Origin of the sequence: Intrasporangium sp., assembly GCF_051961875.1 — a bacterium.
Lineage (GTDB): Bacteria > Actinomycetota > Actinomycetes > Actinomycetales > Dermatophilaceae > Intrasporangium_A.
This window is the reverse complement of sequence record NZ_JBQCCV010000213.1, coordinates 1-21,614: the sequence shown is the minus strand read 5'-3', so window position 1 is coordinate 21,614 and position 21,614 is coordinate 1. Positions and strand designations below refer to the sequence as shown.

The following is a 21,614-nucleotide window of genomic DNA, read 5'->3' as shown; positions in this document are numbered from 1 at the left end:
TGGCACACGACGAGGGGCATGACCCGGCGCTTGCGGAGGAAGAAGAACCCGAGGATCAGGCCCATCGCGATGTTGCCGATGAAGCCGCCGAACCCCTGGTAGAGGTGGTAGCTGCCCCGGATCACCGCCGACCCGATCAGGACCGCCGGCCAGGACCAGCCGATCTGGCGCCAGCGGGTGAAGAGGTAGCCGACCATGACGACCTCCTCGAGGAGGGCGTTCTGGATGGCGGCGAGGGCCAGCACCGGCCCAGACCACCAGACCGCCGCGAGGTTGGCGGCGGCGACGTTCGTGTTGACGCCGAGCTGCCGGGCGAGCAGGTAGAGGCCGAGCCCCGGGATGCCGATGACGGCGGCGAGGCCGAGGCCCCAGGCGAGGTCCTTGCCGGGGCGGGTCCGGTCGAGGCCGAGGAACCGGGTCGGGCGGACGCCGGGGGCGGGGCGGAGGACCCGGCCGAGGAGATAGACGGCGAGCAGGACCGGGACGAGCGCGAGGGCGATGCCGACGAGCTGGTAGGTCAGGTCGAGCCACGGACGGTCGGGGGTGACCGACGAGTTCATCGTCGTGGTCTGCGCCCGGAGCGGGACGTTGCGCGTCAGCTTGTCGATGATCTGCAGGACCGACCAGATCGCCGAGGCGCCGAGGCTGAGACCGAGGACGATGATGGTCTCGCGCAGGATGCCGCGCCGCTCGGTGCCCGCCACAGCGGCCGGGTCACGGACAGGCGAGCCCAGCTCTGCGGCATACGACATGCAGTTCACTCTAGGCTGCGGGACATGTCGGCACTCTCGGTCTGGGACCGGGGGCGCCACGTGTCGGAGGGGCGGGCGTTCGACGTCTACCGCCGGGGCGCGGGGCCCGGCGTCGTCGTCATCCATGAGAGCCCGGGGCTGACGCCCGAGGTCGTCGCGTTCGGGGACGAGCTCGTCGACGCGGGCTTCAGCGTCGCGCTGCCGCACCTGTTCGGCTCGGCCGGCGTCGCGCCGCGCCCGGGGGAGGCGGCTGCGGTCGTCGCGCGGCTCTGCGTCTCGCGGGAGTTCGCGCTGCTCGCGACCCGGCGCACGAGCCCGCTCGCGGGGTGGCTGCGCAGCCTGGCGCGGTCGTTGCACGAGGCGGCAGGCGGCCCGGGCGTCGGCGTCGTCGGGATGTGCGTCACCGGTGGGTTCGCCCTCGCGATGATGGTCGATCCGGTGGTCGTCGCGCCCGTGCTCGCGCAGCCCGCGACCCCGTTGCCGCTCGGTGCGCGGCGGACCGCGGACCTGGGGCTCGCGCCGGCCGACGTGGAGCGCGTCGCCGAGCGGGTCGCGTCCGGCTGTCCGGTGCTGGGGGTGCGTTACCGGTCCGACTGGTCCACGGGGACGCGGTTCGAGACGTTGCGCGACCTGCTCGGTGACGGCTTCATCGCCGTCGAGCTCGACGGCCGCGGGCACGCGACGCTCACTGCCGAGCGTCACCCGGCGGCCGTCGCAGCCGTGCGCGAGTTCCTCACCGACCGGCTGTCGCCCTGACTCGAGAGCCCGATCGCGACGATCGCGTGCGATCTCCGCCCTAGCTCGTCAGGCATTCACGCCTGGACGCCACGGCTTGAGCCAAGGTGTCTCGGGCCACCCCTCGCGCCCCGCCACCAGCTCGTACATCGTCGCTCCGTCGATCGACTCTCGGACGATGTCGGCGTGGCCGGCGTGCCGGGCCAGCTCCTCGATGAGGTGCAGCACGACCCACCGGACGGACCAAGCCTCGAGGTCCTTCGGGAACCAGGGCGCGTCGCGGGGGACCGGCACCGGCGCGTCGAGGTCGGCCGTGCGGAGGATCTCGCGGGTCCGGTCACCGACGGCTGCAAGCTGGGCGAGCAGGCCGTCGAGGGTGTCGTCGTCCGTGACGAGGAAGTCGCTCCCGTATGCCGCGGCGCGGGCTTCCACGGAGCGGGCGTCCGGGCTGGGTGGGTTGGGGGCGGCCTCGATCCGCTCGACCCAGCTCTGCTCGCACGTCGCGACGTGCTTGAGCAGGCCGCCCATCGTCAGGCTGCCGGCGGTCGGGGCGAGCCGGATCTGCTCCTCGGTCAGGCCGTAGGCGGCGGAGGCGAAGGCGTCGCGCTGCTGGTCGAGGTAGGTGATGAGGCCGTCGCGCTCATCGATGACGGGTCGGACGCTTCCGGGCATGGTGGGCTCTCCTTCGGTGGGTTTCTCGATGTTTCTGTCGGGCTGTCGATCGGAACAACTGCTCGCTCGATCGGAACTACTGCACGCTCGATCTCTTCATCGATCGAGAGTGCACTTTTCCGGATCGAGAGTGCACTTTTCTGGATCGAGAGTGCAGTTCTCCGGATCGAGGGTGCACTGGCTGTCAGTCGGTGCGGTGCCCCCAGAGGTCGCGGAGGAGGGCGACCTCGGCGCCGTGGTGGATGACCTCGCGGTTGATGTGCAGGACGAGGCCGGCCCGGGGGATCTCGTGCCACGGTCCCTCCGCCGGGCCGGACGGCTCGAGGAGGTCCTCGTCGCTCCAGGTGCGCACCCCGGCGAGCCAGGCGGCATACATCTCGTCGAGCTGGCTGAGCGCGCCGTCCGCTGTCCCGGCGTAGTCGAAGCCGAGGTAGTCGACCTCCGGGCCACCGAAGTGGCCGTGCACCCGGGCGCCGAGGACACCCACGACGAGGTGGGCGAGCCGCCACGCGATGGTCGTCACCGGTGTGGGCGTCGGCGCGGGGTGGGCGAAGTCGACCGTGAACTCGCCCGAACCGCCCTGGAGCTCGGTCCTGCCCTGTCCCCGCGGGTGGACGTTCCAGCATCCGGGTGCGGGCTCCCAGAAGTACTCGTCGTCGGTGAGGCCGTCGAACCGGGGCCGGAGCTGCTGCGTCCAGTGCCAGTCGAGCTGCTCGAGCAACGTCTCGCGGATGGTCGTCGCGCACGTGACCGTGTCTGTCGTCGTCATGGGACCAGCGTGGCACCCATATAGGACAGGAACGGTCCGCAGCGTGCGGCATGCTGGTACCCATGGCGGCACCCACCCTCGGGCCCACGGCGCGGATCCTGCGCCTGCTCGACCTCCTGCAGTCCCGGCCCACGTGGAGCGGGACCGAGCTCGCCGAGCGGCTCGGGGTGACGACCCGGAGCGTGCGGCGCGATGTCGAGCGGCTCCGGGAGCTCGGCTATCCCGTGCGCGCGGAGCACGGTGCGGGAGGCGGCTACCAGCTCGGGACCGGCCGGCGCCTTCCACCGCTCCTGCTCGACGACGACGAGGCGGTCGCCGTCGCGGTGTGTCTGCGCCTCGCGGCCGGTGGGACGGTGGTCGGACTGGGCGAGGCCGCGGTCCGCACCCTCGCCAAGCTCGACCAGGTCCTGCCCGCCCGCCTGCGCTCGCAGGTCGAGGCGATCCACCGCTCGACCGTGACCCTTGACGGTCCCACGCCCAGCGTCGACGGCACGACACTGCTCACCATCGCCCGCGCCATCCGAGGCAACGAGCGGATCACCTTCTCCTACAACGCTCCTCGCGGCCCCAGCGAGCGTCGCGTCGAGCCCTACCGTCTCGTGGCGACCGGGCGGCGCTGGTACCTGCTCGCCTTCGACCTCGACCGGGACGACTGGCGCACCTTCCGGCTGGACCGGATGGAAGAGGTCGAGTCGCGCGGTTGGCGCTTCCGGCCGCGAGAGGCGCCGGACGCCGCCGAGTACGTGCGGCGAGCCATCAGCCAGGCGCCATACGACCACGTGGCGCGCGTGCGGATCGCCGCGCCCAAGGATGCGGTGGAGCGCGTCGTGCCCGCGTCCGTCGGGACGGTGGCCGCCGACGGCCCGCGGCACGCCATCTTGGAGGCGGGTGGGAGTGACCTGCGGTGGATGGCCCTGCACCTCGGTGCGCTGCCATGGGACATCGAGGTCCTCGACCCGCCCGAGCTGCTCGACGTCATGCGCGGGATGGCCGCCCGCCTGACCCGGGCCGCCTCCGCTGCAGCCGGACCCGAGGGCTGAGCTCTCGATCGGGAGAAGTGCACGCGGACGGTGCTATCGAGGGTGGGGGAATGTGCTCTCGGGCGGGGACAGGGGAGGATGTCGGGCATGAGCGGAGTCCTCGTCCTGGCGGCCACCCCCATCGGCGACCCCCGGGACGCGGCGCCGCGGCTGGGCGACGAGCTGGCCAGCGCCGATGTCATCGCCGCCGAGGACACCCGGCGCCTCAAGCGGCTGCTCGCTGACCTCGGCGTCACGCCGACCGGGACCGTGCTGAGCTACCACGAGCACAACGAGGCATCCCGCACGCCGGAGCTCGTGGACCGGCTGCTGGCCGGCGATCGGGTGGTCGTCGTGACCGACGCCGGTATGCCGTCGGTGTCCGACCCCGGCTACCGCCTCGTCGCCTCGGCGATCGAGCACGACCTCCGGGTCACCTGCGTCCCCGGCCCGAGCGCCGTGCTCATGGCGCTCGCCGTCTCGGGGCTGCCGGTCGACCGCTTCTGCTTCGAGGGCTTCCTGCCCCGCAAGGCCGGCGAGCGCGGCCGGGCTCTCGCCGAGCTGGCCGACGAGCGCCGCACGCTGGTCTTCTTCGAGGCGCCGCACCGGCTGGCCGAGACGCTGGCGGCGATGCGCGACGCCTTCGGGGCCGACCGGGCCGCCGCCGTCTGCCGCGAGCTGACGAAGACCTACGAGGAGGTCCGCCGCGGCCCGCTTGCCGAGCTCGTGCCGTGGGCGGCCGAGGGGGTCAGGGGCGAGATCACGGTCGTCGTCGCCGGCGCGACACCCGTGGCGCCTGACCTCGAGAGCCAACTGCCCGGCATACGGCAGCGTGTTGCGGCGGGGGAGCGGCTCAAGGACGTCTGCGCGGACGTGGCCGCTCGGACCGGGCTGTCGAAGAAGGCGCTCTACGACGCCGCCCTTGTGAGACCGACCGAGGTGGGGTAAGGGTGGAAGCGGCCGGCCGCTCCGGCCGGTCGTTCGACGAACCGAGGAGTGACGATGGCAACCACCCGCACGGCGTCCGCCCACTGGGAAGGCACCCTCTTCGAAGGCAGCGGCACGGCGAAGCTCGAGACGTCCGGAGCCGGCCAGTTCGACGTCAGCTGGGTTGCACGGGCAGAGCAGGCGGGTGGCAAGACGAGCCCCGAGGAGCTCATCGCCGCGGCGCACGCGACCTGCTACGCGATGCAGCTGTCCAACATGCTCGCCCAGGCCGGCCACCCCGCCGAGACTCTCGACACGACCGCGTCCGTCGACTTCGCGCCGCCGAGCATCACGGGAATCACCTTGACGGTCAAGGGAAACGTCCCCGGCATGAGCGCCGACGACTTCAAGAAGACGGCGGAGGGCGCCAAGGAGCAGTGCCCGGTCAGCAAGGCGCTCAAGGCCGTCCCGATCAAGCTGGAGGTCCAGAGCTGAGTCGCCCGGAGCGGGCGGGGTGATGATGGGGGCGTGAGCACCCCGCTCGCCTACTGGGTCGCGGTCGCGGCCGGCGCGGCCATCACCGTCGCGCTGGGCCTGGCGTGCCGGCGTCGCCCCGGGCCATGGGTCCGGTGGGCCGGGCGCGCGATCGCGGCGACCCTCGCCGCGGACGCCATCGTGTTCGTGGCGCGGCCCATGGTCGAGGGCGGCTGGTCCGTCGAGGACTCCCTGCCGCTGGCCCTGTGCGACGTCGCGCTCGTCGTCGCGGCGGCGGCGTGCTGGTTCCCGGGGCAGGCGCTGCTCGTCGAGCTCACCTACTTCTGGGGGCTCACCGGCACCCTCCAGGCGGTCCTCACGCCGGACCTCGCTGTCGGCTTCCCGCACCTCGAGTTCTTCGAGTTCGTGGTCGGTCACGTCGGCATCGTGGTCGCGGCCTGCTACCTCGTCGTCGGGCTGCGGATCGTCCCGCGGCCTGGCTCCGTGACGCGCGTGTTCACGATCACGGTCGCCTATGCCGGGTTCCTCGGCGCATTCGACTGGCTGACCGGCGCGAACTACATGTTCCTCGCGGCGCCTCCCCGGAGCGCCTCGCTGCTCTCCGTGCTCGGCCCCTGGCCCTGGTACATCGTCAGTGCGTCAGGCGTCGCGCTGGTCATGCTCGTGCTGCTGGACGCGCCGTTCCGTCGGTCCCGCCGGCTCGAGCCTCCGCAGGGGCCTGAGCGGTACGGCGCTGCGCTGAGCCCCGACGTCAGCCCAGGTCGGCGTACGCGGCCGGGGTGAAGCCGCCGGCCCGGGCGACCAAGCTGGTCGGCACCCGCTGCACGCGCTCGTTGTAGCGCTCGACATTGGAGGCGTGGATGCGGCGGGCCGCGGCGAGCCGGTCCTCGGTCTCCGCCAGCTGATGCTGGAGTGCCAGGAAGTTGTCGGCGGTGCGCAGCTGCGGTGACCGCTCGGCCACGAGCGCCAGGGGTCCCGAGAGGGGCACCTGCTCGGCCCTCAGGGTGGCGATGAGGGCCCGCTCGTGCCCGGCCGCGGCCCGCACCACCTCGACCAGACGGGGCACCAGGTCGTGGCGCCGCTTCAGCTCGACGTCGACGTCGCGCTGGGACTCGGAGATGTGCTGCCGCAGGTGCACGAGCCGGTTGTGGGTCGTGAACCAGAACAGCACGAGCACGACGAGTGAGCCCCCGGCAGCGGCGAGGACCACGGCGAGGGACTCGCTCACCGCATCCCCCGGGAGAGCACGAGCGGTTTGCCGCCGCGGTCCTGCCAGACGAAGTCCGGGATGCCGGTCAGGACGGTGAGCATGACGTCGAACGGCTCGGTGCCCTGCTCGACCGGCAGCGTCGGGTCTCCCGGACCCCAGACCTGCGGCTCGCTGCTCCGGCGGCGGTCGCGCCACATGAGGGCGTCGCCGCCGGTGAAGTCGAAGGAGACCGGATGCCGCGACAGGACGTACTCCATCGTGCGTGCGCTGAACACGTCCATGGCGAACTTCCGGTCGGCGCAGTGCAGCCGGAAGGCCCGGTTGAACGCGTCGCTCTCCAGGTCGATGTCCCGCCGGGTGAGCCCGTCGACGAGCCGCGACATGACCCCCTCGGGTGACAGGTGCAGGTCGGGGATCGGCGCCCCGATCCGCAGCACGGCCACGTCGAAGTGGTGCCAGTGCCGGGTCGTCTGGGTGTTGCCGTTGGCGTCACGGGTCGTGCTCTCGGTGTAGTACTCGTAGGTGAAGGACAGGAACGGCACCTGCCGGTACTCGCCGGCCACACACTCCTTGACCCGGCGGCCGTCGCCGCGGCCGAACGGTGTCACGCGCCAGGCGTCGACCCACCGGTTGTCGTCCCCCAGCCACGTCCAGCCGTTGCTCGCGACGAGCTCCTGCAGCGCGGCGATCCGGCGCTGGTTGGCCCGATAGACGAGGACGCCCACGACCACCACGCCGACGAGCAGGACCGGGAAGAGGAGGACGACCGGGCCGAAGCCGGTGCCGCCCGGGTCGAACTGCTCGAGCGGATTCATGCTGGCACCCCCGGTTCGGGCGCCGGTCCATCCGGCGCTCCCCATGGACGTGAGGATAGGGGCCACGGGTTCCCGCGGGTGGGAGCTGCGCGGCATACCCACCCGTATGCCGCTGCGCCCGCCGGGGACGGTGACGTGACCTGCGCTCGCCGCCCGGAACGCGAATGAGCCGACCGCCGGTGCGGCCCTAGGATCGGGGGCCATGAGCAAAGTCCTGTCTGCTGTCGCCTGGCCGTACACCAACGGCCCGCGCCACATCGGCCACGTGGCCGGATTCGGCGTGCCCTCCGACGTCTTCAGTCGGTACATGCGGATGGCGGGCCACGACGTGCTCATGGTGTCCGGCACCGACGAGCACGGCACCCCGATCCTCGTCCTCGCGGACAAGGAGGGCCTCACGCCGATGGAGCTCGCCGACAAGTACAACCGCGTCATCGCGACCGACCTGACCGACCTCGGCCTGTCCTACGACCTGTTCACCCGCACGACGACGGCCAACCACTACGCGGTCGCGCAGGAGCTGTTCACGGGCGACTGGCGCAACGGCTACATGGTCGAGGAGACGACCCGCGGCGCGATCAGCCCGTCGACGGGCCGCACCCTGCCGGACCGCTACATCGAGGGGACGTGCCCGATCTGCGGCTTCCCCGAGGCGCGCGGCGACCAGTGCGACAACTGCGGCAACCAGCTCGACCCGACCGACCTGATCGACCCACGGAGCAAGATCAACGGCGAGACGCCCGAGTTCGTCGAGACGCAGCACTTCTTCCTCGACCTGCCGGCGCTCGCCGACGCGCTCCGCGAGTGGCTCGACGACCGCGAGGCGTCGGGGACCTGGCGGCCCAACGTCATCAAGTTCGCGAAGAACCTCCTCGAGGACGTCCGGCCGCGCGCCATGACGCGTGACCTCGACTGGGGCATCCCGGTGCCGATCGAGGGGTGGCGCGACCAGCCGCACAAGCGGTTCTACGTCTGGTTCGACGCGGTCGTCGGCTACCTCTCGGCCTCGATCGAGTGGGCCCGACGGATCGGCGACCCGGAGCGGTGGCGGGAGTGGTGGAACGACCCGGAGGCGGTGTCGTACTACTTCCAGGGCAAGGACAACATCACCTTCCACGCGCAGATCTGGCCGGCCGAGCTGCTCGCGTATGCCGGTCGCGGGGCCAAGGGCGGCGAGCCGGGGGAGTACGGCGTGCTGAACCTGCCGACCGAGGTCGTCGCGTCGGAGTTCATGACGATGGAGGGCAAGCAGTTCTCGACATCGCGCGGCCACGTCATCTACGTCCGTGACGTGCTCGACCGGTATGGCGCCGACCCGCTGCGCTACTTCATCTGCGCCGCCGGGCCCGAGAACCAGGACAGCGACTTCACGTGGGCCGAGTTCGTGCAGCGCAACAACTCGGAGCTCGTCGCGGGCTGGGGCAACCTGGTCAACCGGACGGCGTCGATGATCGCGAAGAGCTTCGGCGAGATCCCGCCGGCCGGCCCGTTCGAGCCGGTCGACGAGGCCCTCCTCGCGAGCGTGCGCGGCGGCTTCGAGACGGTCGGCCGCCTCATCGAGCGGCAGCGGTTCAAGCAGGGCATCGGCGAGGTCATGCGGATCGTCGGCGAGGCGAACAAGTACGTCGCCGACACGGAGCCCTTCAAGCTCAAGGGGGAGGACGAGCGTGAGCGGCTCGGCACGGTGCTGCACGTCCTCGCCCAGGCGGTCACCGACCTCAACACGATGACGGCGCCGTTCCTGCCGCACGGGGCGAACCGCGTCCACCGCGTCATGGGCGGTGAGGGGGACTTCACCCCGATGCCGCGGCTCGACGAGGTGACCGACCTCGACAACGGCAAGCCCTACCCCGTCATCACCGGTGACTACTCCGGCACCCCCGCGTGGGAGTCCCGTCCGGTCGTCGTGGGGACCCCCATCGCCAAGCCGACGCCGGTCTTCACCAAGTTCGACCCGTCGGTCGTCCAGGAGGAGATCGAGCGGATGCGCCGCGAGGACTCCGCGGGCGAGGACTCCACAGGCGAGGAGGCGTGAGCTCACAGTCCTCCTCGGGGCGCCGGGGGCTGCCGGATCCCCCCGAGCCCCTGCCCATCGACGTCGTCGACAACCATGCCCACCTCGACATCACCCGGGAGGGCGACGCCCCGTTCCCCGTCGAGGACGCCCTGACCCAGGCGAAGTCGGTCGGCGTGACCAGGCTCGTCCAGGTCGGCTGCGACCTCGACGGGATCGAGTTCACGATGGACGTCGTCGACCGGTTCCCGGAGATCCTCGGGGCAATCGCCTTGCACCCCAACGAAGTCCCGAAGCTCGCGGACGCTGGGAGGCTGGCAGCGGCGTACGAGACGATGGAGCGGCACGCGGCGCATCCCCGGATCCGCGCCATCGGGGAGACGGGCCTCGACTACTACTGGACCGGGCCGGAGGGGCGGGCCGTCCAGCAGGACGGGTTCCGCTGGCACATCGACCTCGCGAAGCGCACCGGCAAGGCGCTGCAGATCCACGACCGGGACGCGCACGAGGACGTCCTGCGGATCCTCGCCGAGGAGGGCGCGCCGGACCGGACCGTGCTCCACTGCTTCTCCGGAGACCTCGAGATGGCGCGGGAGTGCGTCGCTAGGGGCTACTACCTCTCCTTTGCGGGAACCGTCACATTCAAGAACGCCCGCGGTCTGCGGGACGCCCTCAGCGTCACGCCCCTCGAGCAGGTCCTCGTCGAGACCGACGCGCCGTACCTCACGCCCATGCCGCATCGCGGCGCGACGAACGCAAGTTACTTGGTGCCGTTGACGATTCGCGCCATGGCTGGTGTCCTCGGGGTCGACGTACCGCGGCTCTGCAGCGCCGTCTCGGACAACTCCGAACGGGTCTACGGCCCCTGGAGCTGAGGCGGTTCGACGCGGTCGACCGGGCGGGTTCCGTCGTTACCGGAACTTGACCATTTGACGAATGGCCTGCTTCTCTGGATGACCGTTGGCCGGTTGCCCACCCCGCATCGGCCGCTCATCGAGGGTCGCCGGCAACGCTGCCGGGGGGCCTCCGAGCGGTGACCCGAGAGCGCGTGCGCAGCTGGGGAGCACGACGTTCGGAGAGTTTTGATCTCACGCAAGACGCAGGTCATCGCGGCCGCTGGCGCCGCCGTCCTCCTCACCGCCGGTGGGGTCGGTGCGGCGCAGCTCGACAAGTCCGTCACCCTCACGATCGACGGCAAGGCCGCCCCGGCCCACGTCTTCGGCAGCACTGTCGGCGACCTGCTCGACTCGGAGGGCATCACCCTCGCGAGCGCCGACGTCGTCTCGCCGGCCGAGGGCGCTCAGCTGCACGACGGCGACGTCGTCAACGTGAGCTACTCCCGGCCGGTCACCATCACGATCGACGGCCGCACCCAGCAGATCCAGACCACCGAGACGACGGTCGACGGCGTGCTCGAGGCGCTCGGCGTCCGCTCGCCGGGCGCCAAGCTGTCCGTCTCGCGGTCGCAGAGCATCGGCCGAGATGGACTCGCCCTGTCGATCACGACGCCGAAGGACGTCACCGTCGTCGCGGACGGCAGGACGACGAAACGCACGGTCACGGCCGCGACCGTCTCCGACGCCCTCGCCCAGCTCGGGGTCGCACTCGGCGAGAAGGACCAGGTGGCTCCCGCGGTGGCCACCGTCCTCACGAACGGCGCCAAGATCGTCGTCAAGCGCGTCACGACCAAGCGGACGACGACGACCGAGCCGGTCGCCTACAAGACGATCCGCACCGAGACGAACGACCTCTTCACCGACCAGACGAAGGTCAAGACCGCGGGCCGCGCAGGGGAGCGGACCCTTACGGTCGAGCAGACCCTCGTCGACGGCAAGGTGACCTCGACGAAGGAGGTCTCATCCGCGATCACGAGGTCCGCCGTCAACCGAATCCTGCTCATCGGGACCAAGTCGCGCCCGGCCCCGTCGACGGCCGCGACGCCGAGCTCGGGCGGGTCGAGCTCCGGCGGCGGCCTCGACCTGTCCCGGGCCGCGATGTGGGACCGTGTGGCCGCCTGCGAGTCCGGCGGCAACTGGCACATCAACACCGGCAACGGCTACTACGGCGGCCTGCAGTTCTCGACGGGCACCTGGAGCGCCTACGGCGGCGGTGACTTCGCGTCCCGCGCCGACCTCGCCAGCCGCGAGCAGCAGATCACGGTCGCGAACCGCGTCTACGCGGACAACGGCCTGGCCCAGTGGGGCTGCAAGGGCTGATCACCCGCTCTCCCTTTGCCGCGAACGGACCGTTCGAGGGCGAACTGGATGGTCCACCGACCCGCTCGACCCCGAGCGGGCCGTTCGGGGAGGGGCGTGGACGGCAATAGGGTGGGGGCATGACCTCCGCCCCGGACTCCGCGCTGCTCGGCCCGGCGGAGATCCGACGGCTGGCGGCTCGGCTCGAGATCCGGCCGACGAAGCAGTGGGGTCAGAACTTCGTCGTCGACCCCAACACGGTCCGCAAGATCGTCCGCGTCGCCGGCGTCGGACCCGATGACGTCGTCGTCGAGATCGGCCCCGGGCTCGGCTCCCTGACGCTCGCACTGCTGCCCGTCGTCCGGCACGTCACCGCCATCGAGGTCGACCCGCGCCTCGCCGAGGCGCTCGAGGGAACCGTCGCCCAGCTGCAGCCCCAGCACCTCGACCGGCTGCGCCTCGTCGCGGCCGACGCGCTGACCGTCACGTCGCTGCCCAAGCCGAAGCCGACGGCCCTCGTGGCGAACCTGCCCTACAACATCTCCGTGCCGGTGGTGCTGTCCTTCCTCGCGCACTTCCCGAGCATCGAGCGGGTCCTCGTCATGGTCCAGCTCGAGGTCGCGGAGCGCCTCGCCGCAAAGCCGGGAAGCCGGATCTACGGGGTGCCGAGCCTCAAGGCCGCGTGGTACGCCGACGTCGAGCTGGCCGGGCGGATCGGGCGCAACGTGTTCTGGCCGGCGCCGAACGTCGACTCCGGCCTCGTCTCCCTCGTCCGGCACGAGCCGCCGGCGACGAGCGCCTCCCGCGAGGAGGTCTTCCGATGCATCGACGCGGCCTTCCTTCAGCGGCGCAAGTCGCTGCGCAAGGCCCTCGCCCCGTGGGCCGGCTCCGCCGAGGCGGCCGAGGCGGCCCTCGTCGCGGCCGGTGTGGACCCCAAGGCGCGCGGCGAGCAGCTCGACATCAGCGCCTTCGCCCGCATCGCCGAGGCCCATGCCTCGGCGGTGACTCCCGAGGCGCGCATAAGGTAACGGCATGACGACCGTCTCGACGCTCCCCGAGGTCGTGACCGTGCGCGCGCCCGCCAAGGTCAACCTCGAGCTGCGCGTCGGGCCACGCCGCCCCGACGGCTACCACGGCCTCGCCACCGTCTTCCAGGCCGTCTCCCTCCACGATGAGGTGAGCGTGTCCCGGTCCGACGAGTGGCAGGTCGTGGCGGCCGGGCACTACGCCGACCTCATCCCGACCGGCGCCGACAACATCGCTGTCCGCGCCGCCCAGCTCGTCGCCGAGCGGGCCAACATCGCCGAGGCGCTGACGATCCGCATCGACAAGGACATTCCCGTCGCCGGAGGTATGGCGGGTGGCTCCGCGGACGCAGCCGCGACGCTCCTCGCCTGTGACCAGCTGTGGGGGCTCGCCCTCGAGCGCGACGAGCTGAGCGAGCTGGCCGCCGAGCTTGGCAGCGACGTCCCCTTCCCGCTGACGGGCGGCAACCTCATGGGATCGGGTCGCGGAGAGCAGCTGACGCCGGTCCTCGCCCGGGGCAGCTTCAACTGGGTCTTCGCGGTCAGCGGCACCGGCCTGTCGACGCCCGAGGTCTATTCGGAGCTCGACCGGCTCCGCGCCGGCTCCGCGGTGCCAGAGCCCCGGGTGAGCGCCCGGCTCATGGCGGCGCTGCGTCGGGGAGACCCGGAGGCGCTCGGCTCAGCGCTCGCCAACGACCTCGAGGAGGCGGCGTTCTCTCTCCGGCCGGAGCTGCGCGAGCTGTGCGAGGCGGGCATCGACTTCGGGGCGCTCGGGGCCATCGTGTCCGGGTCGGGGCCGACCGTCGCCTTCCTCACGGCCAGCCACGAGGCGGCGCTCGACCTGTCCGTCTCGCTGTCGGCCGCGGCTCTCTGCCGCGACATCCGCCGCGCGAGGGGCCCCGTGCACGGCGCCCACGTCGTCCCGGCCCCGCGCACGCCGGTATGAGGTAGCGCGGCAGCCGAGACGACCACCCACCCCAATACCTCGAACCAGCGGAGGAGCGCCCCCAACTCTCCCGGGTTCGAGGTAATTCGATCAGCGAAACGACCACCCCAATACCTCCACCCAGGACTGACACCCCACCGCATGGCGAACCTCATCACCCTCGACAAGGTTTCCCTCGTCTTCGGCACGACCCATGTGCTCGACGAGGTCAGCATCGGCGTCCTCACGGGCGACCGGATCGGCATCGTCGGCGTCAACGGCGGCGGCAAGTCGACCCTGCTCCGGGTCATGGCGGGGCTGCAGGAGGCTGACGAAGGGCGCGTCGCCAAGCAGGGCGGCGAGGGCGGCATCCGGGTCGGCATGCTCGCCCAGGACGACGCCCTGGACCCGACCTGGACCGTCCGCGAGGCGGTCCTCGGCGACCGCCCGGAGCACGTCTGGGCCGGGGACCCCCGCATCCGCGACATCCTGGCGGGCCTGCTCGGCGGTGTCGAGGGCCAGGGCATCGGCGGTCTCGACAGCGTCATCGGACCGAAGTCCGGTGGTGAGCGGCGACGCGTCGCCCTCGCCCGCCTGCTCGTCGAGGACCCGGAGCTGCTGCTACTCGACGAGCCGACCAACCAACTCGACGTCGAAGGGGTCGCCTGGCTCGCCGACCACCTGACGACGCAGCGGCCCCGCCCCGGCAACGCAACCGTTGCCATCACCCACGACCGGTGGTTCCTCGACGCGTACGCCAGCCTGACCTGGGAGGTCGAGGGGGGCCACGTCAACGTCTTCGAGGGTGGCTACGCGGCATACGTCCTGGCGAAGGCCGAGCGTGACCGGATGGCCGGTGTCGTCGCCGACCGGCGCGCCAACCTGATGCGCAAGGAGCTCGCCTGGCTGCGTCGGGGAGCCCCGGCCCGCACGAGCAAGCCGAAGTTCCGGATCGAGGCGGCGAACGTCCTCATCGCGGACGAGCCGGCGCCACGCAACACCGTGGAGCTGACTGCTTTCGCGACGACCCGGCTCGGCAAGGACGTCATCGACCTCGAGGACGCGACGGTGGTGCTCGGCGAGCCGCCGGAGCAGCGCACGATCCTCGACCGGGTCACCTGGCGCCTGGCCCCCGGAGAGCGGGTCGGGCTCGTCGGCGTCAACGGCGCCGGCAAGTCGACCCTGCTGCGTGCCCTGACCGGCGAGCAACCATTGCAGAGCGGCCGGCGCAAGGTCGGCAAGACGGTGCAGATCGCCCACCTGACCCAGGAGGTCCGCGAGCTCGAGCGCTTCACCGACTGGCGGGTGATCGAGGCGATCGAGGACGTCCGTCAGTGGACCACCCTGGGCGGCAAGGAGATCAGCGCCTCGCAGCTGGCCACCCGCCTCGGCTTCCCCGGCGGCCGGCAGCAGGCCCGCGTCGGCGACCTCTCCGGTGGGGAGCGTCGCCGCCTGCAGCTGACGCGGCTGCTCCTCGCCGAGCCGAACGTCCTCATCCTCGACGAGCCCACCAACGACCTCGACATCGAGACCCTCACCTCGCTGGAGGACGTCCTCGACGGCTGGGCCGGCACCCTCGTCGTCGTCAGCCACGACCGCTACCTGCTCGAGCGGGTCTGCGACCACGAGCTGGCGCTCCTCGGCGACGGCAAGCTGCGCGACCTGCCCGGCGGGGTCGACGAGTACCTGCGCCTTCGCCACGCGGCCACCAGCGCGATCGAGCGTATGCCTGTCGGCCAGGCGAACGGCATACCGTCTTCGGTCGGTGCGGCCGGGGCGGCCAGCGCGGCCGAGCAGCGGGAGGCGCGCAAGGTGATGGCGCGGATCGAGAAGCAGCTGAGCCGGCTGTCGGAGCGGGAGGAGCGGCTGCACGCGGACATGGCCCAGAAGGCGACGGACCCCGAGGCGCTGGCCGACCTCAGCGCGCGGCTGCAGGACGTCGTCGCCGAGCGGGACCAGCTCGAGGCGGAGTGGCTCGAGGCGGCGGAGGTCGTCGGCTGAACCCTTGAAAGTATCTTGATATCAAGATACTTTTGAGCCATGGAGATGTTTCTGCACCACGTCCAGGTCTCCGGTCCGGCGGGCTGCGAGGACCGGATGCGCGAGTTTTACGTCGGGGTGCTCGGGATGACCGAGGTCGACAAGCCCGAGCTGCTCCGGGCCCGCGGCGGAGCGTGGTTCCGGGCCGGCGGCGCCGAGATCCACGTCGGGATCGAGGACGACTTCCGGCCGGCGCGCAAGGCGCACCCGGGCCTCGCGGTCGCCGACGTCGAGTCGCTGGCGGGCGCCGTGGAGGCGGCCGGGGTGAGCGTGACGTGGGACGACAGGATCCCCGGGCTGCGCCGGTTCCACACGAGCGACCCGGTCGGCAACCGACTCGAGTTCCAGCAGGCCGCGCGCTGAGCATGGCCCGGCCCCGACGCACCGAGCAGCAGGGAACTTCGGCGGTTGCCACCGTCGACCCTGGCCGGTTCTCGGGGTGGTGCGGGGGAGGGAAGCGCCCAACCCGGCTCGAGCAGGCCGGGCCGCCGACGGGTCAGGCGTCGCGGGCCTCGAGCGGGGCGAGCATGCGCCGTAGCAGCCCGGCGAGCAGCCGCTGGTCAGTGGTGGAGAGGTGGCTCAGCATCGACTTCTCCTGGGTGATGAGCTCGGCCATCGCCCGGTCGACGACCTCGCGGCCCGTGTCGGTGAGCCGGACGTGCACGCCGCGCCGGTCGCCCGGGTCGGGGCGGCGCTCGACGAGGCCGCGTCGCTCGAGCCGGTCGACCCGGTTCGTCATCGTGCCGCTCGTGACAAGGGTCTGCTGGACGAGCTGTCCCGGGGAGAGCTCGTACGGGTCGCCAGCGCGTCGCAGCGCCGACAGGACGTCGAACGCCCATCCCTCGAGGCCCTGCTCGGAGAAGGCCGAGCCCCGGGCCAGGTCGAGCCGGCGGGCCAGCCGTGAGACCCGGGAGAGGACCTCGAGTGGTGAGACGTCGAGGTCGGGGCGCTCGCGGCGCCAGGCGGCGAGGATCTCGTCGACGTCGTCGCGCTCGCGGCTCATGAACCCACTCTAGTGCCGTCAAGAGTCTTGACATCGAAAGAAAGGACCGACATGTCGCAGAGCGCCGATGCCCGGTGGAGCCCGGAGCAGTACCAGCAGTTCTCCGACCACCGCGGCCGACCCATGCGGGACCTGCTCGCCCGGGTCACGGCCGCAGACCCGCAGGTCGTCGTCGACCTCGGCTGCGGGCCGGGCGATCAGACGCTGACGTTGGCCGACCGGTGGCCGGAGGCGCGGGTGATCGGCATCGACAGCTCGCCGGAGATGCTCACGAGGGCGCGGTCGCTGGACTCGGAGGGGCGGGTCGAGTGGGTCGAGGCGAGCGCCGAGGAGTGGGACCCGGGCTCGTGCGGCGAAGCCGTCGACGTGCTCGTCACGAACGCCACCCTCCAGTGGGTCCCGTCGCACCTGCGCCTCGTGCCGGAGTGGGTGGCAGCCCTCGCACCCGGTGGGACCTTCGCGCTGCAGGTGCCGTCGAACTTCGGCGCGCCCTCACACCGGCTCATGCGTGAGGTCGCGGCCCGCCAGCCGCGGGCGGACGAGCTGCGGCCTGGGCTCGACCGGGCGGCCGCCGTCGCCCTCCCCGAGACCTATGCCGCGCTCCTCCTCGGCCTCACTCCCGACGTCGACGTGTGGGAGACGACCTACCAGCAGGTGCTGCCCTCAGCGGAGGGTGACCCGCACCCGGTGCTGGAGTGGGTCAAGGGGACGGGACTGCGCCCCGTGCTCGGTGTCCTCGAGGAGGGCCCTGAGCGGGACGCCTTCCTCGACGCGTATGCCGCTGAGCTGGAGCGCGCCTATCCGCGCCGGCCGTTCGGCGTGCTCTTCCCGTTCTCACGGATCTTCGCCGTGGCCCGAAAAGTCTCGCGCTGAGGCGGCCGACAAGAATTTTCCCGAAAGTCCCAAAAAGCCCGTCATGATCCGTCGGCGGGCCCGTCATACACAGTGACGGACACGGTCGCCCCCATCGTCAGGGGAGGGGCACCAGCGGGCTCGCGACAAGCCCGTGGCCGTCCCGAGACTCGGTCTTCCGGGTGGTTTCGTGGAGGGGACCACTCGGAAGACCGAGCCGTAATTGTGGGCGAAATGCCCAAATGTCGACTCTGCCGCGCCACCCTTGGCACACTGGTGACCTCTACTTACCGCTGGTTGCCTGCCGGAGGGATGCGCGCGTGTCGGTCGACGTGACCCTGTGGTCGAGCGATTCCTGGTCGTCCGCCGCAGACCTCGAGCTGCTCGGGGAGGCGCGTTCGGGGTCGGCCGAGGCCTTCGGCGAGCTGTGGCGGCGGCACCTCCCAGCGGCCTATGCCGTGGCCTCCCGATACCGGGGTCGTTCGTCAGCGGAGGACATCGTGGCCGAGGCGAGCGCCAGGGTCTTGTCGCTGATCCAGGATGGGAAGGGGCCCGAGGAACACTTCCGGTCCTACTTCCTCTCGGCCGTGCGGACGGTCGCGGTCGACAATGCCCGGCGGGACCTGCGCGTCGTGCCTGCCGAAAGCGACGATCTCGAGGCGCTGACCGACCCGGTGCTCGAGGACTTCCCGGGCGACGGGATCGACGCGGACCTGGTGCGCGAGGCGTTCGCCGGCCTGTCCGAGCGGGACCAGCGCGTCCTCTGGCACACCACCGTGGAGGGGGAGGCGCCACGGACCCTCGCCCCGGTGCTGGGCATGACCGCCAATGCGGTGTCGGCCAGCGCGGTCCGCGCGCGTGAGGCGTTGCGGGCGCATTACCTCGACGCCCACGCGAGCCGACGGGCTGCGTCTGCCGACAGCGACGAGTGCCGCTGGACGATGAACCACCTGGGCGCCCACGTGCGGGGCCGACTGCCGAAGCGGCAGGGCCAGCGGGTCCGCCAGCACCTGGAGCAGTGTCCGCACGCCGCGACGGTGGCCGCCGAGCTGACCGAGATCAACGCGGGCTTCCCGGCGCTGCTCGTGCCGCTCATCCTGCTCGCCGGTGTCTCGACGCCGGGCTTCGTCTCGGCCGGGGCACTGGCCGGGCTCAGCGTCGGTGGGGTCGCCGGCGCCTCAGGCGCGTCGGCCGACCCGGCGGGGTGGTCAGCGATCAGACCGGAGGGCTCCTCCGCGGCCGGGTCGTCAGCGAGCCAGGTGGTCGTCGTGGGGCAGCAGGTCGCGGCGGTTGCCTCGTCCGTGGCCGCCGCAATCGTCATCGGCGCCGGCGTCGTCGGGGCGTCTCCCGGCGCGGCACACGCTCCTGCCACTGTCGCCAGCGACGTCGTCGGCACCCCGACCCAGGGCAGCGGCAGCGCGGGGGCCGCCCCCACCAAGGGTGGACCTGCCACCCGGGCGGTCCCCGGGACGCCACGAGGCGCGTCCGTCTCGGGGTCGCCCGGGCTCTCGCCCTCGGCCGGCGGCGGAGCTGGGGCAGGCACTCCGTCGGCTCCGGGCGCGGGCGGCGGTTCCGCTCCGAGTGGTGCCGGCACGGGCACGAGCACAGGCTCTGCGGGGGTCGCGCCGACGTCCGGTACTGGAACGCCCGGTTCGACCTGGACCGCGGCAGCGCCACCAGCGAGTCCAGCCGGCGGCTCGGGCCCCACCACCCCGACGGGAGGACCGACGTCTGCTTCGTCCTCGCCGCCCACCTCGCGGCCGAGCAGCCCGCCCTCCGCGCCATCCCAGCCGGGCACCCCGTCATCCACGAGCCCGCCGCCGAGCACCCCGCCGACGAGCCCGACACCAGCGCCGGCTCGGCAGCTCACGGTGCTGGGTCGCGTGAGCGCAGACGGGGAGGCGTGGGTGCAGATCCCCGCCGCAACGCCCGGGCTGCGTGTCACGCTGACCAGCCGATTCGGAGTCGGCACCCTGACCGCGGAGAACCGCGCCTGGCAGTGTGACGGTAGCGGGACCGCGACGCTCAGCTGCACGGTCAAGAGCGGTGGCCAGTTCAAGGCGGCCCAGCGAGGCGTGTCCCGCGCCGAGCCGATCGTCGTCGGCTTCCCGGGGATCCTCGGCCTCACGGTCGTCCTCCCCGTGGGCCGCTGACTCATCCCTGGCCGGAAAGGGTCTCGAGGGTCGGCTTCGGGTCGAGACCGGCCAGGCCATTCCAGGCCAGGTTGACGAGATGCGCCGCGACCTCCGTCTTCTTGTACTTGCGCCGCTCGAGCCACCACTGCCCGGTCAGGGCGACCATCCCGACGAGCATGTGGGCGTGGATCGGCGCCGACTTCGGGTCTAGCCCGCGGGCCTTGAACTCGACCGCGAGAAGGTGCTCGACGTGCGCCGCGACGTCGCCGAGGAGGCTCGCGAACGAGCCGGTCGACTGGCCGGGCGGGGAGTCGCGCACGAGGATCCGGAAGCCCTCGGTGCTGCTCTCGATGTAGTCGAGCAACGCCATCGTCGCCCGCTCCAGCAGGTTGCGGGCGCTCGTGCCCTCGTCGAGGGCGGTGGTGATCCGCCCGAGGAGGGACTGGATCTCGCGGTCGACGACGACGGCATACAGGCCCTCCTTGCCGCCGAAGTGCTCGTACACGACGGGCTTGGAGACCTTCGCTCGGGACGCGACCTCCTCGACGGTCGTCGCCTCGAACCCCTTGTCGGCGAAGAGGGCCCGGCCGACGTCGACGAGCTGCTCGCGGCGCTGGGGCCCGGTCATGCGGGCGCGCCGGCCGCGGTCGGGTCGAGGTCGGTCGGAGCTCACGCGCTCATTGTGCCGGTCGCTGGTTCCGGTCAGGCTCCGCCGCTGCACTACCCTGTGGCACGTCCGGCCTGGCCGGGCGTTCCCCGGTTGGTCTGCTGGCAGGGCCCGCCTGACTTTGAATCAGGATTAGCGACGTAGGTTCGATTCCTACCCGGGGAGCCATCCTCCCGATCGAGAGCGCACGCTCGATCGGGAATGCGGCACGCTCGATCGCCGGGAGTGCCCTCTCGATCGCGGCGATTCGGCCCTCCATCGGTGAGGCGGCCGCGAGCTCGCTCGGTGTCGGGCTCTCGCTGGGCGCTAGTAGCATGGCTCCGGCGCCGGGGGCCCCACCCCGCTGAGCGGCGTCACCAACCCAGGAGGAGCAGCGACCCGTGAGCGATCTACGGCCTGCCGCCGTGATCGTCCTCGCCGCAGGCGAGGGCACACGCATGAAGTCCAAGACCCCCAAAGTGCTTCACACGATCGGCGGCCGCAGCCTCGTGGCTCACGCGATCAGCGCGGCTCGCGGGACCGAGCCGGAGCACCTCGCGGTCGTCATCCGCCACCAGCGCGACCGCGTCGAGGCCCACGTCCAGCAGGTCGACCCCGACGCGACGATCGTCGAGCAGGACGAGACGCCGGGCACAGGCCGGGCGGTCGAGTGCGCACTCCTCGCGCTTCCCGAGGGCCTCACCGGGACCGTCCTCGTGACGTACGGCGACGTCCCGCTCCTCACCGCAGGGACCCTGCAGGACCTGCTCGCGGACCACGAGCAGTCGCGCAGCGCGGTGACCCTCATCACGGCCACCCTCGAAGACCCGACCGGCTACGGGCGGGTCTTGCGCGACCTCGAGGGAGGCGTCGCGGGCATCGTCGAACAGAAGGACGCCACGCCGGAGCAGCGCGCGATCCGCGAGGTCAACTCCGGCATCTACGCCTTCGACGTTGCTGTCCTCCGGGAGGCGCTGACGCAGGTCGGCACCGACAACGCCCAGGGCGAGAAGTACCTCACCGACGTCGTCGGGATCGCGCGCGGGCGCGGCCTGCGGGTGACGCCATACCTCGTCGAGGACCTCTGGCAGACCGAGGGCGTCAATGACAAGGTCCAGCTCGCTCGGCTCGGGGTCGAGCTCAACCGCCGCATCGTCGAGCAGGCCATGCGTGACGGGGCCATCGTCATCGACCCGGCGACGACCTGGATCGACACGGACGTCACGATCGGGCGGGACACGGTCGTCCAGCCGAACACCCAGCTGCTCGGAGCGACGACGATCGGTGCCGAGTGCACGATCGGGCCCGACACGACCCTCAAGGACACCGAGGTCGCGGACGGCGCGAGCGTCGTCCGGACGCAGGCGGAGCTCGCCGAGATCGGC

The 21,614-nt window shown here is 71.8% G+C and carries 22 protein-coding genes and 1 tRNA gene; 16 read left to right on the top strand and 7 right to left on the bottom strand.

From position 1 onward, the window contains the following. On the bottom strand, positions 1-752 hold a 752-nt coding region (locus ACTHJJ_RS12595), incomplete at its 3' end, for a CPBP family intramembrane glutamic endopeptidase (protein ID WP_440303282.1). 24 nt (positions 753-776) lie between these two features. Here ACTHJJ_RS12595 and ACTHJJ_RS12590 point away from each other — a divergent pair. After that, a complete protein-coding gene (locus ACTHJJ_RS12590) occupies positions 777-1,508 on the top strand; it encodes a dienelactone hydrolase family protein (RefSeq protein WP_440303281.1) in 732 nt (243 codons plus the stop codon). A gap of 48 nt (positions 1,509-1,556) precedes the next feature. On the opposite strand, the gene ACTHJJ_RS12585 is transcribed toward ACTHJJ_RS12590, so the two are convergent. Further along, positions 1,557-2,159, bottom strand: coding sequence for a DinB family protein (locus tag ACTHJJ_RS12585; RefSeq protein WP_440303280.1), 603 nt, complete (start codon positions 2,157-2,159; stop codon positions 1,557-1,559). Positions 2,160-2,343: 184 nt separating this feature from the next. Continuing rightward, complete coding sequence (locus ACTHJJ_RS12580) at positions 2,344-2,928, bottom strand: DinB family protein (RefSeq protein ID WP_440303279.1); 585 nt, start codon at positions 2,926-2,928, stop codon at positions 2,344-2,346. Positions 2,929-2,990: 62 nt separating this feature from the next. Here ACTHJJ_RS12580 and ACTHJJ_RS12575 point away from each other — a divergent pair, with 62 nt between their 5' ends. The 4 genes from ACTHJJ_RS12575 (at position 2,991) to ACTHJJ_RS12560 (ending at position 6,152) form a co-directional block, all read left to right on the top strand. Continuing rightward, on the top strand, positions 2,991-3,968 hold the full coding sequence (locus ACTHJJ_RS12575) for a helix-turn-helix transcriptional regulator (RefSeq protein ID WP_440303278.1): 978 nt from the start codon (positions 2,991-2,993) through the stop codon (positions 3,966-3,968). Between the two features lie 78 nt (positions 3,969-4,046). Further along, positions 4,047-4,895 (top strand): 16S rRNA (cytidine(1402)-2'-O)-methyltransferase, encoded by an 849-nt coding sequence (gene rsmI / locus ACTHJJ_RS12570; RefSeq protein WP_440303277.1) that lies wholly within the window; start codon positions 4,047-4,049, stop codon positions 4,893-4,895. Between the two features lie 54 nt (positions 4,896-4,949). After that, positions 4,950-5,369, top strand: a complete 420-nt coding sequence (locus ACTHJJ_RS12565) for an OsmC family peroxiredoxin (RefSeq protein ID WP_440303276.1) — start codon at positions 4,950-4,952, stop codon at positions 5,367-5,369. Between the two features lie 33 nt (positions 5,370-5,402). Next, the gene (locus ACTHJJ_RS12560) at positions 5,403-6,152 is read left to right on the top strand and encodes a YwaF family protein (RefSeq protein WP_440303275.1); all 750 of its coding nucleotides are present in this window, start codon (positions 5,403-5,405) and stop codon (positions 6,150-6,152) included. Here the strand turns inward: ACTHJJ_RS12560 and ACTHJJ_RS12555 are convergent. After that, positions 6,121-6,597, bottom strand: a complete 477-nt coding sequence (locus ACTHJJ_RS12555) for a LemA family protein (protein WP_440303274.1) — start codon at positions 6,595-6,597, stop codon at positions 6,121-6,123. The two genes, ACTHJJ_RS12560 and ACTHJJ_RS12555, sit on opposite strands and share 32 nt — an antisense overlap. Beyond that, the gene (locus tag ACTHJJ_RS12550) at positions 6,594-7,394 is read right to left on the bottom strand and encodes a hypothetical protein (protein WP_440303273.1); all 801 of its coding nucleotides are present in this window, start codon (positions 7,392-7,394) and stop codon (positions 6,594-6,596) included. The genes ACTHJJ_RS12555 and ACTHJJ_RS12550 overlap by 4 nt, the downstream gene beginning before the upstream one ends. Before the next feature lie 202 nt (positions 7,395-7,596). Between ACTHJJ_RS12550 and metG the strand changes: the two genes are divergently transcribed. From metG to ACTHJJ_RS12515, 7 genes are all read left to right on the top strand, one after another. After that, on the top strand, positions 7,597-9,429 hold the full coding sequence (gene metG, locus ACTHJJ_RS12545; RefSeq protein ID WP_440303272.1) for a methionine--tRNA ligase: 1,833 nt from the start codon (positions 7,597-7,599) through the stop codon (positions 9,427-9,429). Next, complete coding sequence (locus tag ACTHJJ_RS12540; protein WP_440303271.1) at positions 9,426-10,283, top strand: TatD family hydrolase; 858 nt, start codon at positions 9,426-9,428, stop codon at positions 10,281-10,283. The genes metG and ACTHJJ_RS12540 overlap by 4 nt, the downstream gene beginning before the upstream one ends. A gap of 207 nt (positions 10,284-10,490) precedes the next feature. Continuing rightward, complete coding sequence (locus ACTHJJ_RS12535) at positions 10,491-11,624, top strand: ubiquitin-like domain-containing protein (RefSeq protein ID WP_440303270.1); 1,134 nt, start codon at positions 10,491-10,493, stop codon at positions 11,622-11,624. Positions 11,625-11,743: 119 nt separating this feature from the next. After that, complete coding sequence (gene rsmA, locus ACTHJJ_RS12530; protein WP_440303269.1) at positions 11,744-12,631, top strand: 16S rRNA (adenine(1518)-N(6)/adenine(1519)-N(6))-dimethyltransferase RsmA; 888 nt, start codon at positions 11,744-11,746, stop codon at positions 12,629-12,631. Positions 12,632-12,635: 4 nt separating this feature from the next. Continuing rightward, the gene (locus tag ACTHJJ_RS12525) at positions 12,636-13,574 is read left to right on the top strand and encodes a 4-(cytidine 5'-diphospho)-2-C-methyl-D-erythritol kinase (protein WP_440303268.1); all 939 of its coding nucleotides are present in this window, start codon (positions 12,636-12,638) and stop codon (positions 13,572-13,574) included. Positions 13,575-13,715: 141 nt separating this feature from the next. Continuing rightward, positions 13,716-15,554: an ABC-F family ATP-binding cassette domain-containing protein gene (locus ACTHJJ_RS12520; protein ID WP_440303267.1), complete on the top strand. Its 1,839-nt coding sequence runs from the start codon at positions 13,716-13,718 to the stop codon at positions 15,552-15,554. Positions 15,555-15,593: 39 nt separating this feature from the next. Further along, the gene (locus ACTHJJ_RS12515; protein WP_440303266.1) at positions 15,594-15,956 is read left to right on the top strand and encodes a VOC family protein; all 363 of its coding nucleotides are present in this window, start codon (positions 15,594-15,596) and stop codon (positions 15,954-15,956) included. Positions 15,957-16,089: 133 nt separating this feature from the next. On the opposite strand, the gene ACTHJJ_RS12510 is transcribed toward ACTHJJ_RS12515, so the two are convergent. After that, positions 16,090-16,596 (bottom strand): MarR family winged helix-turn-helix transcriptional regulator, encoded by a 507-nt coding sequence (locus ACTHJJ_RS12510; RefSeq protein WP_440303265.1) that lies wholly within the window; start codon positions 16,594-16,596, stop codon positions 16,090-16,092. 51 nt (positions 16,597-16,647) lie between these two features. On the opposite strand from ACTHJJ_RS12510, the gene ACTHJJ_RS12505 reads away from it, so the two are divergent. Continuing rightward, positions 16,648-17,469, top strand: coding sequence for a methyltransferase domain-containing protein (locus ACTHJJ_RS12505; RefSeq protein ID WP_440303264.1), 822 nt, complete (start codon positions 16,648-16,650; stop codon positions 17,467-17,469). A 299-nt stretch (positions 17,470-17,768) separates the two neighbouring features. Then, on the top strand, positions 17,769-19,601 hold the full coding sequence (locus tag ACTHJJ_RS12500; RefSeq protein ID WP_440303263.1) for a sigma-70 family RNA polymerase sigma factor: 1,833 nt from the start codon (positions 17,769-17,771) through the stop codon (positions 19,599-19,601). A gap of 1 nt (position 19,602) precedes the next feature. Here the strand turns inward: ACTHJJ_RS12500 and ACTHJJ_RS12495 are convergent, their stop codons facing one another. Then, positions 19,603-20,211, bottom strand: coding sequence for a TetR/AcrR family transcriptional regulator (locus ACTHJJ_RS12495; RefSeq protein ID WP_440303283.1), 609 nt, complete (start codon positions 20,209-20,211; stop codon positions 19,603-19,605). A gap of 125 nt (positions 20,212-20,336) precedes the next feature. On the opposite strand from ACTHJJ_RS12495, the gene ACTHJJ_RS12490 reads away from it, so the two are divergent. Together ACTHJJ_RS12490 and ACTHJJ_RS12485 are read left to right on the top strand one after the other, a co-directional pair. Further along, a tRNA-Gln gene (locus ACTHJJ_RS12490) sits at positions 20,337-20,418 on the top strand. Positions 20,419-20,630: 212 nt separating this feature from the next. Further along, a partial coding sequence (locus ACTHJJ_RS12485) for a bifunctional UDP-N-acetylglucosamine diphosphorylase/glucosamine-1-phosphate N-acetyltransferase GlmU (protein ID WP_440303262.1) occupies positions 20,631-21,614 on the top strand: 984 nt, incomplete at its 3' end.

Bases quoted from the DNA above. Each gene is read 5' to 3' on its own strand.
- ACTHJJ_RS12575 (WP_440303278.1), top strand. From the start codon at position 2,991: ATGGCGGCACCCACCCTCGGGCCCACGGCGCGGATCCTGCGCCTGCTC.
- rsmA (WP_440303269.1), top strand. From the start codon at position 11,744: ATGACCTCCGCCCCGGACTCCGCGCTGCTCGGCCCGGCGGAGATCCGA.
- ACTHJJ_RS12550 (WP_440303273.1), bottom strand. From the start codon at position 7,394: ATGAATCCGCTCGAGCAGTTCGACCCGGGCGGCACCGGCTTCGGCCCG.
- ACTHJJ_RS12525 (WP_440303268.1), top strand. From the start codon at position 12,636: ATGACGACCGTCTCGACGCTCCCCGAGGTCGTGACCGTGCGCGCGCCC.
- ACTHJJ_RS12580 (WP_440303279.1), bottom strand. From the start codon at position 2,928: ATGACGACGACAGACACGGTCACGTGCGCGACGACCATCCGCGAGACG.
- metG (WP_440303272.1), top strand. From the start codon at position 7,597: ATGAGCAAAGTCCTGTCTGCTGTCGCCTGGCCGTACACCAACGGCCCG.
- ACTHJJ_RS12590 (WP_440303281.1), top strand. From the start codon at position 777: ATGTCGGCACTCTCGGTCTGGGACCGGGGGCGCCACGTGTCGGAGGGG.
- ACTHJJ_RS12515 (WP_440303266.1), top strand. From the start codon at position 15,594: ATGGAGATGTTTCTGCACCACGTCCAGGTCTCCGGTCCGGCGGGCTGC.
- ACTHJJ_RS12520 (WP_440303267.1), top strand. From the start codon at position 13,716: ATGGCGAACCTCATCACCCTCGACAAGGTTTCCCTCGTCTTCGGCACG.
- ACTHJJ_RS12565 (WP_440303276.1), top strand. From the start codon at position 4,950: ATGGCAACCACCCGCACGGCGTCCGCCCACTGGGAAGGCACCCTCTTC.
- ACTHJJ_RS12505 (WP_440303264.1), top strand. From the start codon at position 16,648: ATGTCGCAGAGCGCCGATGCCCGGTGGAGCCCGGAGCAGTACCAGCAG.
- ACTHJJ_RS12495 (WP_440303283.1), bottom strand. From the start codon at position 20,211: ATGACCGGGCCCCAGCGCCGCGAGCAGCTCGTCGACGTCGGCCGGGCC.
- ACTHJJ_RS12585 (WP_440303280.1), bottom strand. From the start codon at position 2,159: ATGCCCGGAAGCGTCCGACCCGTCATCGATGAGCGCGACGGCCTCATC.
- rsmI (WP_440303277.1), top strand. From the start codon at position 4,047: ATGTCGGGCATGAGCGGAGTCCTCGTCCTGGCGGCCACCCCCATCGGC.
- ACTHJJ_RS12510 (WP_440303265.1), bottom strand. From the start codon at position 16,596: ATGAGCCGCGAGCGCGACGACGTCGACGAGATCCTCGCCGCCTGGCGC.